The organism is Streptomyces toyocaensis (genome assembly GCF_000725125.1).
Classification (GTDB): domain Bacteria; phylum Actinomycetota; class Actinomycetes; order Streptomycetales; family Streptomycetaceae; genus Streptomyces; species Streptomyces toyocaensis.
Genome location: NZ_JFCB01000010.1, coordinates 161,174 through 175,741, shown reverse-complemented (window position 1 = coordinate 175,741; position 14,568 = coordinate 161,174). Strand labels below are relative to the sequence as shown.

General features: G+C 71.1%; 10 protein-coding genes. 2 read left to right on the top strand and 8 right to left on the bottom strand.

From position 1 onward, the window contains the following. Positions 1–84 precede the first annotated feature (84 nt). The gene (locus BU52_RS14055) at positions 85–2,502 is read right to left on the bottom strand and encodes a hypothetical protein (protein ID WP_037933420.1); all 2,418 of its coding nucleotides are present in this window, start codon (positions 2,500–2,502) and stop codon (positions 85–87) included. A gap of 264 nt (positions 2,503–2,766) precedes the next feature. On the opposite strand from BU52_RS14055, the gene gabT reads away from it, so the two are divergent. Both gabT and BU52_RS14045 read left to right on the top strand, forming a co-directional pair. After that, the gene (gene gabT, locus BU52_RS14050; RefSeq protein ID WP_037933416.1) at positions 2,767–4,101 is read left to right on the top strand and encodes a 4-aminobutyrate--2-oxoglutarate transaminase; all 1,335 of its coding nucleotides are present in this window, start codon (positions 2,767–2,769) and stop codon (positions 4,099–4,101) included. A 597-nt stretch (positions 4,102–4,698) separates the two neighbouring features. Beyond that, positions 4,699–5,337, top strand: coding sequence for a phosphatase PAP2 family protein (locus BU52_RS14045; RefSeq protein WP_037933415.1), 639 nt, complete (start codon positions 4,699–4,701; stop codon positions 5,335–5,337). Here the strand turns inward: BU52_RS14045 and BU52_RS14040 are convergent. The 7 genes from BU52_RS14040 to BU52_RS14010 form a co-directional block, all read right to left on the bottom strand. Next, positions 5,276–7,093 carry a chitinase gene (locus BU52_RS14040; protein ID WP_037933412.1) on the bottom strand — a complete coding sequence of 606 codons (1,818 nt, stop codon included), beginning with the start codon at positions 7,091–7,093 and terminating at the stop codon, positions 5,276–5,278. The genes BU52_RS14045 and BU52_RS14040 overlap by 62 nt on opposite strands. An 86-nt stretch (positions 7,094–7,179) precedes the next feature. Beyond that, entirely contained in the window at positions 7,180–8,598 is a 1,419-nt protein-coding gene (locus tag BU52_RS14035) for an NAD(P)/FAD-dependent oxidoreductase (RefSeq protein WP_037933410.1), read from the bottom strand. A gap of 36 nt (positions 8,599–8,634) precedes the next feature. After that, the gene (locus BU52_RS14030) at positions 8,635–9,435 is read right to left on the bottom strand and encodes an ABC transporter permease (protein WP_037933407.1); all 801 of its coding nucleotides are present in this window, start codon (positions 9,433–9,435) and stop codon (positions 8,635–8,637) included. Beyond that, complete coding sequence (locus tag BU52_RS14025) at positions 9,436–10,359, bottom strand: ABC transporter permease (protein WP_037933405.1); 924 nt, start codon at positions 10,357–10,359, stop codon at positions 9,436–9,438. It lies immediately after the preceding gene. Next, entirely contained in the window at positions 10,356–11,549 is a 1,194-nt protein-coding gene (locus BU52_RS14020; RefSeq protein WP_037933402.1) for an ABC transporter ATP-binding protein, read from the bottom strand. Before BU52_RS14020 ends, BU52_RS14025 begins: the two co-directional genes overlap by 4 nt. A gap of 4 nt (positions 11,550–11,553) precedes the next feature. After that, a complete protein-coding gene (locus tag BU52_RS14015) occupies positions 11,554–12,801 on the bottom strand; it encodes a polyamine ABC transporter substrate-binding protein (protein WP_037933399.1) in 1,248 nt (415 codons plus the stop codon). Positions 12,802–12,850: 49 nt separating this feature from the next. Beyond that, complete coding sequence (locus BU52_RS14010) at positions 12,851–14,386, bottom strand: gamma-aminobutyraldehyde dehydrogenase (RefSeq protein WP_037933397.1); 1,536 nt, start codon at positions 14,384–14,386, stop codon at positions 12,851–12,853. Positions 14,387–14,568 lie beyond the last annotated feature (182 nt).

The window sequence follows — 14,568 nt, the reverse complement described above, 5'->3', positions numbered from 1 at the left end:
GAGCACGGTGATCTTTTGGCCGCGGCGTATGAACGACCTGTGTCGATTCTGCCTCACCGTACGGTCAGCGGCCGCCCCGGCCGCTCACCCCCGCAGGTCCACCAGCAGCGGGGGCGCGTGCTCACCCTCGACGTCCGTCAACGACAGCACCGCGTGCCCCGCCGGCACCGCGTGCGCGAGTTCGGAGGCCGACCAGCGCTCCCGCTCGACCTGCCGCACGGTGACCGCGTCCGTCGTGACCGCCTTGCCCGTCACCAGCTTGCGCAGCGCGTGCAGGGCACGGGTCATCGGCTGGTCGGCGAAGACCGTGTGCTTGGCGACCTCCGTGGTCTCCACCCACTCGGTGCCCCAGGTCTGCGCGAACCGGTTGCCGTCCCAGGTGGTCACCCCGGAGAACGCCATGCGGCAGCCCACCGCTCCGTAGAGCGGGCCGTGCAGCGCCTCGGGGACGTCGGCGACGGTGCGCAGGGCGAGCAGCACGCCCGCGTTCTGCGAGCGCAGCCGCTGGATGCGGCGCACCGACTCCGCGGTGACCGTGCCGGTCGCGTCGTCCAGGACCAGGCAGGCGAAGTGCGTACGCCGCCCGTCCCTCACGACGGTGTGGAACTGCGCGAGGACCAGCCGGGTGATCAGCCGGCAGGCCTCCTCGTGCCCGCGCTCGGGCAGGTCGATCCGTACCCGCAGGGGGTGGTGGGCGATCGCCCGCAGGGAGAACGGCCGGGCCGGGCCGCCACCGCCGAAGAAGTCCGCGAAGACCGGCCGGTTCAGCAGGGCCAGCCGGTCGGCGAGGGTCCGGCCCGTGTCACCCGGGGCGCCCGTCTGCCGGGCGCGCGCGTCGAGTTCACGGCGCATGACGTCGTCCCCGCTCGCGACGAGCGCCTCCCGCAGCGGTGTCAGCGCCCCCTCCTCGCCCTCCAGCAGTTCGCGCAGCTCCGGCAGGGTGGGGAAGCGGCCGTGCACCGCACGGAACGGGCCGAGCAGCTGCGCCAGCGTCGTGGCGGCGCTCTGTGTGCCGACCGTGTCGAGGTCCCCCGCCAGCGCCTCGGCGAGGACGGCGGCCGCCTCGTCCGGATCCTCGGACTCGGCGTACGGGTCGAGGTCGTGCACCGAGGACGGGTCACCGATCCGCACGATCACGTCGAAGGCGTCGTCCGTGCAGAGCTGGCTCCCGGCCGCGGAGACGGCGACCACGGCACAGCGCCCGGCGAGCGCCTGCAGGGCGAGCGCCTCGGTCACCGGCTCGACGAGGGAGCGGGTCTTGCCGGATCCGGAGGGCCCGACGGCGAGCAGCGAGGTGCCGAGCACGTCGGGGCCGAGGGCCGCCCCGGCGCCGCGGTACGGCTGCGGGGTGCGTTCGGCAGCGACCCAGCTGCCGATCCGCACCTGCCCGGCGAGCAGGTCGTGCGGGGCGGTCCGGCGCGGCAGGTCCCGGGCCCCGGAGGGGTGGGTCAAGGCCGCGCCCGCCTGCCGCAGGACGGTGTCACGGAAGACGCCCGGCGTGCCACTGCGGCGGGCGAGGGCGAAGGCGTGCTCGATGCGGGTGCAGTCGACGTCGTTCATGCGGCCGCCGGCCACCTCGGCGGTGAGCAGGTCCGCGGCCTCCTCCTGGCCCGCCTCGCGCAGCGCCGGCCACTGGGAGCGGGGGCGGCCGGGCCCGGAGGCGCTCGGAGCGGCGTCGGTCCGGCGCGCGGCGAGCAGCCGCCTCGCGTACGGAACCCAGCCTCCGAGTCGGGCGAACGGCCAGACCACCAGCAGCGTGACGACCGCGTACAGCGTGTTCGTGAAGAAGGAGGAGGCCATCAGCTCGTACCCGTCGGTGACCAGCACGGTCAGCGAGAGCAGCGGGTCGACGACCGGTGCCGGGGACCATCCGACGAGCGGGAAGGCGCCGGGGAAGACGAAGCTGAGGACGACCAGGGCGAGGAGGCCGGCGATCAGGGCACGTGCCGGCTGGGGCCTGCGGGCCACGTAGTGGCGGACGATGGCGCGCCAGCTGCCCAGCACGGCCACCGTGACGGCCAGCACCGCGAAGGAGACTCCCTCGTAGACCACGAGGGCCTCCGCCCCCGGGGCCGGCACCGCCTGCCCCTCGAACACCTTGGGTGAGGCGACGGTGCCGGCCCACCACCAGTCGTCCGGTGTGAAGGCCCGCAGGGGCGCCATCTGGTACGAGGTGACGCCGCGCTGCCAGAGCGACCAGACGAGCGCCGCGAGGGCGAGCGGGACCAGCATGCCGGCGAGCGTGACCGGCGCGAGCCTTTCCGGGGCCTGCTTCGGCGGCTGGTAGCCGTGGCGCCAGATCCCGGGGCGGGTGTCCGGCCTCGCCGCGTCGAGCCAGGCGGCGACGGCGGACGCGGGGCGGGGAGCCCGGTCGGGTGCGGGTGGCACGCCGGGCGCCCGGCTCGGCCGGGGCGGCGCCGTCGGCACGTCCGGTGGTCCCGCCGGGCGCGGTACGGGGTGGGCATGCGTGCCCCGTGCGTCCTGGGTACCGTCGCTGTCCATCGCCCTTGCCCCCTGAGCAGCCGCTCCATCCGCCATCAGCGAGTCAATCTAACGCTCCGACAGGCGCAGTCCACCGCTTACGCGGCCGTCCGTACGCGGTGGCCCCCCGCGGACGCGCGCGGGAGCCCCTCCCCCGCTATGTCCATCACGGACAACGGCGGACCCCGGACAACGCCCACATGGAGCATGCCCAGCCACCTCCGGCCGTCCTAGCCTGCGGGAAGAGACCGTAGAAGCGTCCGTTACATCCCCCAGGAGCCCCGCATGACCGCACTTCCGCAGGAGCGCCGCGTCGTCACCGCCATCCCCGGCCCGAAGTCGCAGGAGCTGCAGGCCCGCCGCTCCGCCGTGGTCGCGCAGGGCGTGGGGTCCGTGCTGCCCGTGTTCACCGCGCGCGCGGGCGGCGGGATCATCGAGGACGTCGACGGCAACCGTCTGATCGACTTCGGCTCCGGCATCGCCGTGACCTCCGTCGGCGCCTCGGCCGAGGCCGTCGTACGCCGGGCCTCCGCCCAGCTCGCCGACTTCACGCACACCTGTTTCATGGTCACGCCGTACGAGGGCTACGTGGCCGTGGCCGAGGCGCTCGCGGAGCTGACCCCGGGCGACCACGCCAAGAAGTCCGCGCTGTTCAACAGCGGCGCCGAGGCCGTCGAGAACGCCGTCAAGATCGCGCGTGCGTACACCAAGCGGCAGGCGGTCGTCGTCTTCGACCACGGCTACCACGGCCGCACCAACCTCACCATGGCGCTGACCGCGAAGAACATGCCGTACAAGCACGGCTTCGGCCCGTTCGCGCCCGAGGTGTACCGCGTCCCGGTCGCCTACGGCTACCGCTGGCCGACCGGCCCGGAGAACGCGGGCCCGGAGGCCGCCGCGCAGGCCATCGACCAGATCTCCAAGCAGGTCGGCGCCGAGAACGTGGCCGCGATCATCATCGAGCCGGTGCTCGGCGAGGGCGGCTTCATCGAGCCGGCCAAGGGCTTCCTGCCCGCGATCAGCTCGTTCGCCCGGGACAACGGCATCGTCTTCGTCGCCGACGAGATCCAGTCCGGCTTCTGCCGCACCGGCCAGTGGTTCGCCTGTGAGGACGAGGGCATCGTCCCCGATCTGATCACCACGGCGAAGGGCATCGCGGGCGGTCTGCCGCTGGCCGCCGTCACGGGCCGCGCGGAGATCATGGACGCCGCGCACGCGGGCGGCCTGGGCGGCACCTACGGCGGCAACCCGGTCGCCTGCGCGGGCGCGCTCGGCGCCATCGAGACGATGAAGGAGCTCGACCTCAACGCCAGGGCGAAGGACATCGAGACGGTCATGAAGACCCGCCTCACCGCCATGGCCGAGAAGTTCGACATCATCGGCGACGTCCGCGGCCGCGGCGCGATGATCGCCATCGAGCTGGTGAAGGACCGCGCCACCAAGGAGCCGAACGCGGAGGCGACCGCCGCGCTGGCCAAGGCCTGCCACCAGGAGGGCCTGCTGGTCCTGACCTGTGGCACCTACGGCAACGTGCTGCGCTTCCTGCCCCCGCTGGTCATCGGCGAGGACCTGCTGAACGAGGGCCTGGACATCATCGAGCAGGCGTTCGCGCGCATCTGAGCCCGCATCGGGGCAGGTGAGCCGCCCGCCCCGGGCCGCCGGGCCGGCGAGCGGCAGAGCGTGTGAAGAACGTGTGCGGGGTGGATGTCAGGTGCCCGTGGACCCTGTCGCGGGGCCACCCCCTGCCGTAGATTTCTACCCGGATGAGAGATACACCCCGCCCACAGGGGACTGTGGGCGGACCGGGCCGAGGCCTCCCCAGCTTCGACCTGGTCGTGCCCTCGCGCACACACAACCGGGGCCCGCGGGCTTCGGGTCTCCTCACGATCGGACGGTCGCCCGCCCCAAACCCCCCGGGGCGCGCGACGTTCCGGTCCGGACGGCCGTCCGGGCACCACACACGGCACGCCGTTCCCCGAAGGGCCGACGCACACCCCCCCTTGCGCCGGCCCTTCGGCGTTCACGTGCCGGGTTTCCGGGCCGGTGACGCGGGCCGGCAGGACGCGGGCCTCCCGGATGCGGGGTGGGCGGGATGCAGGCTCCGCTCGCAGTCGGACAGCGCCCGTCGGACCCCGGCCTCCGCCTCCGACCGCGCGCGGGAGATGTTTCACGGGCGGTGAGGCCACGGGACCTCGCCGGCCTGCGAAGCTGGACGGCATGTTGCTGCTCGGACCGCCCCTGCTCCTCTTCGCGCTGATCACGTGGCAGGTCGTCGCGGACGGGCCGCTGGTGGATCTCGACGAACGGCTGAGCGCGGAACTCGTCCGTCCGGACCGGGCCTCCGAACTGCTCGCGGACATCGGCAACATTCAGGTGGCCGTACCCCTCCTGGCCCTCGCCCTGGCGTTCGTCGCGTGGCGCGGGCGGGCGCGCGGCCATGACCGCTGGTGGCTGCCGCCCCTCGCCGGGGCCCTCGCGATGGTGCTGGTGCCGGTGCTGGTCGCGCCGTTGAAGGAGTGGACCGACCGCCCGGGCACCCCGGCCGTGCCCCCGGCCGTCGGCTACTACCCCTCCGGCCATACCGCCACCGCCGTCGTGGCGTACGGCGCGGCGACGCTGCTGCTCCTTCCGCTGCTCGGGTCGCCGGCCGTGCGCCGTGGACTGGTCGTGCTCTGTGGCGCCCTGGTCCTGGGCGCCTCGTACGGGTTGGTGCGCCGGGGCTACCACTGGCCGCTGGACGTGGCGGCCAGTTGGTGCCTCGGCGCGGTCCTGCTCATCGGTGTGTGGCTGGTCGTCAGCCGAAGTAGGAGTCGAAGGTCCGCTGGAACTCCCAGCCGCCGAATCGGTCCCAGTTGACCGACCAGGTCATCAGCCCGCGCAGCGCCGGCCACGTGCCGTGCGTCGCGTACGAGCCGCAGTTCGTCCGTTTGGTCAGGCAGTCCAGTGTCCTGGTGACCTCGGCCGGGGAGACGTGACCGTTGCCCGCGTGGGTGGTGGCCGGCATCCCGATGGCGACCTGGTCGGCGCGCAGCGGCGGGAAGACGTGGTCGGCGTCGCCCGCGACCGGGAAGCCGGTGAGCAGCATGTCGGTCATCGCGATGTGGAAGTCGGCGCCGCCCATGGAGTGGTACTGGTTGTCGAGGCCCATGACCGGTCCGGAGTTGTAGTCCTGGACGTGCAGCAGGGTCAGTTCGTCGCGCAGGGCGTGGATGACCGGCAGGTACGCGCCCGCCCTCGGGTCCTGCCCGCCCCACTTGCCGGTGCCGTAGTACTGGTATCCGAGCTGGACGAAGAAGGTCTCCGGGGCCATCGTCAGCACGAAGTCGTCCCCGTACTTCGCTTTGAGGGTCTTCAGCGCGGAGATCAGGTTGACGATCACCGGGGTCTTCGGATTCCTGAAGTCCGTGTCGTCGGCGTCCAGGGAGAGCGAGTGACCCTCGAAGTCGATGTCCAGGCCGTCGAGTCCGTACTCGTCGATGATCCTCGAGACGGAGGTGACGAACATGTCGCGGGCGGCGGCGGTGGTGAGCCGCACCTGGCCGTTCTGACCACCGATGGAGATCAGCACCTTCTTCCCTGCCGCCTGCTTGGCCCTGACGGCCGCCTTGAACTCGGCGTCGCTCTCCACGCCGGGGCACTCCGAGGCGGGACAGCGGTCGAAGCGGATGTCGCCGGAGGTGACGGTGGTCGGCTCGCCGAAGGCCAGGTCGATGACGTCCCAGCTGTCGGGGACGTCGGCGAGACGGGTGTAGCCGGAGCCGTTGGCGAAGCTCGCGTGGAGGTAGCCGACCAGCGCGTGCGGCGGGAGGCCGGAGGGACCGCCGCCCGAGTCGGGTTCACCCGTCGTCGCCGTCACGGTGGCCGAACGGGCCGACTCCCCGGCGTCGTTCACGGCCGCGACCTGGAAGGCGTAGGCCGTCCTCGGCGACAGTCCGGACACGGTGGCCGACGTGCCGCTGACGCTCTGGACCCTGGCGCCGTCGCGGTAGACCGCGTAGCCGGTGGCGCCCGCGGCCGGCGACCAGGACAGGGCCACGCTGGTCGAGGTGACGGTGCCCGTCCGCAGACCGGTGGGCGGGGCGGGCGGCTGCCCGGTCTCGCCGCCCGGGCCGACGAGGGTGATGTCGTCGGCGTGGTAGGTGCCGGTGCCGTACCAGCCGTGGGTGTGGATCGTGACGCGGGTGGTGGAGGGGCCGGTGCGGAAGGTGGTGGTGAGCCGTTGCCAGTCGGGGGCGGACTGGGCCCAGGTGGAGACGTCGGTGGTGCCCGTGCCGCTCGCCCCGAGGTGGACGTAGCTGCCGCGGACCTGGCCGGAGAGGGTGTACTGGGAGTCCGGTTTCACGGTGACGGTCTGCGTGCAACGGGCGTTGTCCGCACCGGCCGGGGTCGCCTCGAGCGCCGAACTTCCGCTGTGAACAGGTGAGTTCACGGTCGTCCCGGCCGTACAGCTCCAGCCGTCGAGGCCGGCTTCGAAGCCGCCGTTCCTGACGGCGTCCACGTCGGCCGCGCGGGCGGCCGACGTGGACGCCGCGGTCATTCCGGTCGCGGCGAGGGCAATCACGGTGAGCAACGCGACGAGGGGCCGGCGCGCGAGAGGTCTGGGGCGATCCACAAGGGCCTCCGGGCATGGGGGAACGGGAGGGGTGGAGCGCGCTCAATTTGGTCCAGACCAATTCGGTTGTCAAGCCCCCGCGTGATTCAGCTGTCGAAGCCGAGGCCCAGCCTGTCCATCGTCCGCAGCCACAGGTTGCGCCGCCCGCCCTGGGCGTCCGCCCTGGCCAGCGACCATTTGGTGAGGGCGATACCGGTCCAGGCGAACGGCTCCGGCGGGAACGGCAGCGGCTTCCTGCGCACCATCTCCAGCTCCGTGCGCTCGGTCCGCTCCCCCGCCAGCAGGTCCAGCATCACCTCGGCCCCGAAGCGCGTGGCGCCGACGCCGAGCCCCGTGTAGCCCGCCGCGTACGCCACCTTCCCCGCGTGCGCGGTACCGAAGAACGCCGAGAAGCGGGAGCAGGTGTCGATCGCGCCGCCCCAGGCGTGGGTGAAGCGCACCCCCTCGAGCTGCGGGAAGCAGGTGAAGAAGTGACCGGCGAGCTTGGCGTAGGTCTCCGGACGGTCGTCGTACTCGGCGCGCACCCGGCCGCCGTAGGGATAGACCGCGTCGTAACCGCCCCACAGGATCCGGTTGTCGGCGGACAGCCGGAAGTAGTGGAACTGGTTGGCGCTGTCCCCGAGGCCCTGGCGGTTCCTCCAGCCGACCGACGCCAGTTGGTCCGCCGTCAGCGGCTCCGTCATCAGGGCGTAGTCGTAGACCGGAACGGTGTAGGCGCGGACCCGCCGGACCAGGCTGGGGAAGACGTTGGTGCCGAGCGCCACCGCAGGGGCGCGGATCCGCCCGTAGGGGGTCCGTACGGCCATGCCGGCGCCGTACGGCTTCAGGCTCAGGGCGGGGGTGTGCTCGTACACGCGCACACCGAGGTCGAGGCAGGCCCGCTTCAGCCCCCAGGCGAGCCTGGCCGGGTGGAGCATCGCCACCCCCCGGCGGTCGTGGAGGCCGGCCAGGAAGGTCGGGGAGTTCACCTGGTCCCGTACGGCCTCGGTGTCCAGGTACTCGAGGCCCTCCGCGAGGCCCTTGGCCCGGATCTCCTCGTACCAGTCCTTCAGCTCGCGGGCCTGGTACGGCTCGGTGGCGACGTCGATCTCACCGGTGCGTTCGAAGTCGCAGTCGATGGAGTGGCGGGCGACCGTCTCCTCGATGGCGTCGAGGTTGCGGGCGCCCAGCCGCTGAAGGGTCTGGATCTCGTCCGGCCAGCGGGTCAGTCCGTTCGGCAGGCCGTGGGTGAGGGAGGCCGCGCAGAATCCCCCGTTGCGGCCGGAGGCGGCCCAGCCCGCCTCGCGGCCCTCCACCAGCACGACGTCCCGTGCGGGATCGCGCTCCTTGGCGATCAGCGCGGTCCACAGTCCGCTGTAGCCGCCGCCGACGACCAGCAGGTCGCAGGTCTCGGCGCCGGTGAGGGCGGGCTCGGGGCCGGGCCTGCCGGGGTCGTCCAGCCAGTAGGCGGCCGGCCGGGCCTCGGAAAGGGATCTGCTCCAACGGCTCATGGCGCTCGGGGCCATGATTTCAACTCCCTACAGGGGAATGCGGTTGTGTTTCTATGCCTTCTGACGGTTGCGGCGCTTGCCGACGACCATGGAGACCAGCACCAGCGTCACGGCGATGACGAACATGGCCGTACCGATGACATTGATCTGGACCGGGGTTCCGCGCTGCGCGGAGCCCCAGACGAACATCGGGAAGGTGACGGTCGAACCGGCGTTGAAGTTGGTGATGATGAAATCGTCGAAGGAGAGCGCGAAGGCGAGGAGCGCGCCCGCCGCGATGCCCGGGGCGGCGATCGGCAGCGTCACCCGGAGGAACGTCTGGACCGGGCCGGCGTACAGGTCCTGTGCTGCCTGCTCGAGCCGGGGGTCCATCGACATCACGCGGGCCTTCACGGCGACCACGACGAAGCTGAGACAGAACATGATGTGGGCGATCAGGATCGTCCAGAAGCCGAGCTGGGCGCCCATGTTGAGGAACAGGGTGAGCAGCGAGGCCGCCATGACCACCTCGGGCATCGCCATCGGCAGGAAGATCAGCGAGTTGACGGCGCCGCGCGCGCGGAAACGGTAGCGGACAAGCGCGAAGGCGATCATCGTGCCGAGCAGGGTGGCGCCGAGCGTCGCCCACAGCGCGAGCTGGAGGCTGAGCGACAGGGAGGCGCACAGGCCGGACACACCGCAGGGGTCCTGCCACGCCTCGGTGGAGAACTCCTGCCACGTGTAGTTGAAACGCCCCTTCGGGTTGTTGAAGGAGAACACGGTGACGACGACGTTCGGCAGCAGGAGGTACGCGAGCGTCAGCAGTCCCGCGAGGACGACGAGGTGGCGCTTGAGCCAGTTGACGAAGGTCATTTAAACCAGATCCTCCGTGCCGGACTTGCGGATGTAGAGCGTGACGATGACGAGGATCGCGGCCATCAGGATGAACGAGAGCGCCGCGGCCGTCGGGTAGTCGAGGATCCGGAGGAACTGCGACTGGATGACGTTGCCGACCATGCGGGTGTCGGTGGAGCCGAGCAGGTCGGAGTTGATGTAGTCGCCGGACGCCGGGATGAACGTCAGCAGCGTGCCGGAGACGACGCCCGGCATCGACAGCGGGAAGGTGACCCGGCGGAAGGTGGTCGACGGCTTGGCGTAGAGGTCGTTCGCCGCTTCGTGCAGCCGGGGATCGATGCGCTCCAGCGAGGTGTAGAGCGGAAGGATCATGAACGGCAGGAAGTTGTACGTCAGACCGCAGACGACCGCGAGCGGGGTGGCGAGCACCCGGTCGCCGGCGGTCCAGCCGAGCCATGCCGTGACGTCCAGGACGTGCAGGGTGTTCAGGGCGTCGACCACCGGCCCGCCGTCCGCGAGGATCGTCTTCCAGGCGAGGGTGCGGATCAGGAAGCTGGTGAAGAACGGCGCGATCACCAGGATCATGATCAGGTTTCGCCAGCGTCCCGCGCGGAAGGCGATCAGATAGGCCAGCGGGTAACCGAGCAGCAGGCACAGCACGGTCGCGGAGGCCGCGTAGAGCACCGACCGGACGAACTGCGGCCAGTACTCGGACAGGGCGTCCCAGTAGGTGGCGAAGTGCCAGGTGACCTTGTAGCCCTCCTCCAGGGAGCCCGTCTGCACGGACGTGGAGGCCTGGTAGATCACGGGCAGCGCGAAGAAGACGACCAGCCACAGCAGGCCGGGCAGCAGCAGCCAGTACGGCGTCCAGCGGCCCCGCTTGCGCGGGGGTTTCCGTTCCGGGGCGGGCGCCAGGGGTGGCGCCTCGGTGACCGTCGTCATCGGGCGACCTCTTCCGCGACCGTCTCCACACCCGCGGAGCCCACTGTCCCGGCGAGCAGGGACTGCGCCGCGTCCAGGCCGAAGGTGTGCGCCGGGTTCCAGTGCAGGACCACCTCGGCGCCGGGCCGCAGCCGGGCGTCGCGGTCGATGTTCTGGACGTAGACCTCGAAGTCGGAGCAGACCGGGCTGTCGACGACGAACTGTGTGGACACGCCGATGAAGCTCGAGTCGGCGATGCGGCCGGTGATCCGGTTGCGGCCCTCGGGTATCTCGCCGGCGTCGTCGGCGGGGGTGAGGGAGATCTTCTCCGGGCGCACGCCGACCAGGACCTTGCCTCCGGCCGTCGTGGGCGCGCTGTTGCGGGCCCCGGGCAGGATCAGCTTGCCGCCGCCCGCCCTCAGCACGATCTCGTCGCCCGAGGCGGAGTCCACCTCGGCCTCGATGAAGTTGGAGGTGCCGAGGAAGTTGGCGACGAAGGTGGTGCGCGGGTTCTCGTAGAGGTCGGCGGGCGTGCCGAGCTGCTCGACCCGGCCGGCGTTCATCACGGCGACCGTGTCGGCCATGGTCATGGCCTCCTCCTGGTCGTGCGTGACGTGCACGAAGGTGATGCCGACCTCGGTCTGGATGCGCTTGAGCTCGAGCTGCATCTGGCGGCGCAGCTTCAGGTCGAGGGCACCGAGCGGCTCGTCGAGGAGCAGCACCTTGGGGTGGTTGATCAGCGCGCGGGCCACCGCGACGCGCTGCTGCTGGCCGCCGGAGAGCTGGTGCGGCTTCTTGCGGGCCTGCTCGCCGAGCTGGACCAGTTCCAGCATCTCGTCGACCTGCTTCTTGACGCTCTTGATGCCGCGCCGCCGCAGGCCGAAGGCGACGTTCTCGAAGATGTCGAGGTGCGGGAAGAGGGCGTAGGACTGGAAGACCGTGTTCACCGGCCGCTTGTACGGCGGGAGCGCGGTGACGTCCTGGTCGCCGAGGTGGACGGTGCCGGCGGTGGGCTCCTCCAGGCCGGCGATCATGCGCAGGGTGGTGGTCTTGCCGCAGCCGGAGGCGCCCAGCAGGGCGAAGAAGGAGCCCTGCGGAACGGTCAGGTCGAGCGGGTGCACGGCGGTGAAGGAGCCGTACGTCTTGCTGATGCCGGTGAGGCGGACGTCCCCGCCGTTGCCGGCCGCGCTGGTGTCTTTGGTCGTCTTCATCTCGTCACGCCCCAGTGAGCTTCGCGAACTTCTCTTCGAATGCCGTCTCTTCCTCGGAACTCAGGGAGCGGAAGGCACGGGACTTGGCCTGCATGGCCTTGTCGGGGAGGATCAGCGGGTTGTTCGCCGCGTCCTCGTCGATCTTCGCGAGCTCGCCCTTCACTCCCTCGACCGGGCAGACGAAGTTGATGTAGGCGGCGAGCTCCGCGGCGGCCCGCGGCTCGAAGTAGTAGTCGATGAGCCGCTCGGCGTTGGCCTTGTGGCGGGCCTTGTTGGGCACCAGCAGGTTGTCGCTGGACATCATGTAGCCGCTGTCGGGGATCAGGAAGTCGATGTCCGGGTTGTCCGCCTTCAGCTGGACGACGTCACCGGCCCAGGCCACACAGGCAGCGAAGTCGCCCTTGCTGATGTCCGCGGTGTAGTCGTTGCCGGTGAAGCGGCGGATCTGGCCCTTGTCGACGGCCTTCTGGAGCCGGGCGAGCGCCGCGTCGTAGTCGTCGGCGGTGAACTTCTCCGGCTCCTTGCCCATGTCGAGCAGGGTCAGGCCCATGGTGTCGCGCATCTCGGTGAGGAGGCCGACACGGCCCTTGAGCTTGGGGTTGTCCAGCAGGTCGGAAAGGGTCCTCACCTCCACACCGTCGAGCGCCTTCTTGTTGTAGGCGATGACCGTGGCGATGCCCTGCCAGGGGTAGGAGTAGGCGCGGCCCGGGTCCCAGTCGGGGCTGCGGAACTGGGGCGACAGGTTGGCGAAGGCGTGCGGCAGGTTGGCCGGGTCCAGCTTCTGCACCCAGCCGAGCCGGATCAGCCGGGCGGCGAGCCAGTCGGTGAGGACGATGATGTCGCGGCCGGTGTCCTGGCCGGCGGCGAGCTGCGGCTTGATCTTGCCGAAGAACTCGGTGTTGTCGTTGATGTCCTCGGTGTACTTGACCTTGATGCCGGTGCGTCGGGTGAACGCGTCCAGCGTGGGATGCTTCCGCCCGCTGTCGTCGACGTCCATGTACTCGGTCCAGTTGGAGAAGCTGACGGTCTTCTCCTCCTTCGAGTGGTCCTCCGCCGAGACGCCGCCCTGCGTGTTTCCGGCGGCGGGGATGCCGCAGGCGCTCAGCGCGCCGAGTCCGCCCACCGCGAGCGCACCGCCCGCGGAGGCGCGCAGCAGGGAACGGCGGCTCAGGGCCGCCCTGCCGTTGCGGAAACTGCGCCGTATCGCGGCCTCCTGGGCCGGCGAGAGGCGGTCGGGCTCGTACTGCTCCATGCGCGTGGTGCCCTTTCGGGAGGTTGGCCGCGGTCGGGCGGCCTGGCTGCTATCGGTCCCCGAAGACGGTGCGGTGCCAGTCCTTGCGGACCACCGCGGTGTTGTCGAACATGACGTGCTTGATCTGGGTGTATTCCTCGAAGGAGTACGAGGACATGTCCTTGCCGAAGCCGGACGCCTTGTAGCCGCCGTGCGGCATCTCGCTGATGATCGGGATGTGGTCGTTGATCCACACGCACCCCGCCTTGATCTCGCGGGTGGCCCGGCCCGTGCGGTACACGTCCCGGCTCCAGGCGGAGGCGGCGAGCCCGTACGGGGTGTCGTTGGCCAGCGTGATGCCCTCGTCGTCGGTGTCGAAGGGCAGGACGACCAGCACCGGACCGAAGATCTCGGACTGCACGACCTCGCTGTCCTGCGCCGCGTCGGCGATGAGCGTGGGGCGATAGTACGCGCCGTTCGCCAGCTCGCCCAGGGGTGTCTCACCACCGGTCACCACGCGCGCGTAGGCACGCGCCCTGTCGACGAAGCCGGCCACGCGGTCGCGCTGGACGTGCGAGATCAGCGGACCGAGGTCGGTGCCGGGGGCGAAGGGGTCACCGAGCCGGACGGTGTCCATCAGGGCGGCGGTGCGCTCGACGAACGCCTCGTAGAGGGGTCGCTGCACATACGCGCGCGTGGCGGCCGTGCAGTCCTGCCCGGTGTTGATGAGCGCGCCCGCCACGGCGCCGTTGACGGCGGCGTCGAGGTCGGCGTCGTCGAAGACGACGAAGGGGGCCTTGCCGCCGAGCTCCAGGTGGAGGCGCTTGACGGTGGCGGTGGCGATCTCGGCGACCCGCCTGCCGACGGCTGTGGAGCCGGTGAAGGAGGTCATGGCCACGTCGGGGTGGCCGACCAGGTGTTCGCCGGCCTCCCTGCCGGTGCCGGTGACGATGTTGATCACACCGTCCGGGATGCCCGCGTCGGTGGCGGCCCGCGCGAAGAGGAGCGAGGTCAGGGGGGTGAGCTCGGCGGGCTTGAGGACGATGGTGTTGCCCGCGGCGATCGCCGGGAGGACCTTCCAGGCGGCCATCTGGAGCGGGTAGTTCCAGGGGGCGATGGAGCCGACGACACCGATGGGCTCGCGGCGCACGTAGGAGGTGTGGTCGCCGGAGTACTCGCCCGCCGACTGCCCCTGGAGGTGGCGGGCGGCGCCGGCGAAGAAGGTGATGTTGTCGACGGTGCCCGGGACGTCGAACTCGCGGCTCAGCTTCAGGGGCTTGCCGCACTGCAGCGACTCGGCACGCGCGAAGTCCTCCGCACGGTCGGCGACGACGGCGGCGAACCGGTGCAGGGCGTCGGAACGCTCGCCCGGGGTGGCGCCGGCCCAGGCCGGGAAGGCCTCCCGCGCGGCGGCGACCGCCGCGTCGACGTCGTCGGTGCCGGCGAGCTCGTAGGCGTACACCTCCGCGCCGGTGGCCGGGTCGACGACCGCGTGGGTACGGCCCGAGGTGCCCTTCGCCGGACGGCCCGCGATGAACTGCGCTCCGTCCGCGAACCGGTCCTGGGCGGGAAATCGTTCCGGGGTGGTGGTGCCCGGGTTGTGCATGTCGCTCTCCTCCGTGTCCCCGAGGGGGGCGGCGTGGCTCCAGCTCGATTTGAGTGCCGATCCTGACAGAGCAACGGGACTCCAACAAGGGATTCCGTTGTTGCCTTTTGGTTACGCGACGGAATCTGTCGACCAGGTGTCGAGTTGCCACGGAAAAGGCAGGACGGACTGTCAGTGGTCCC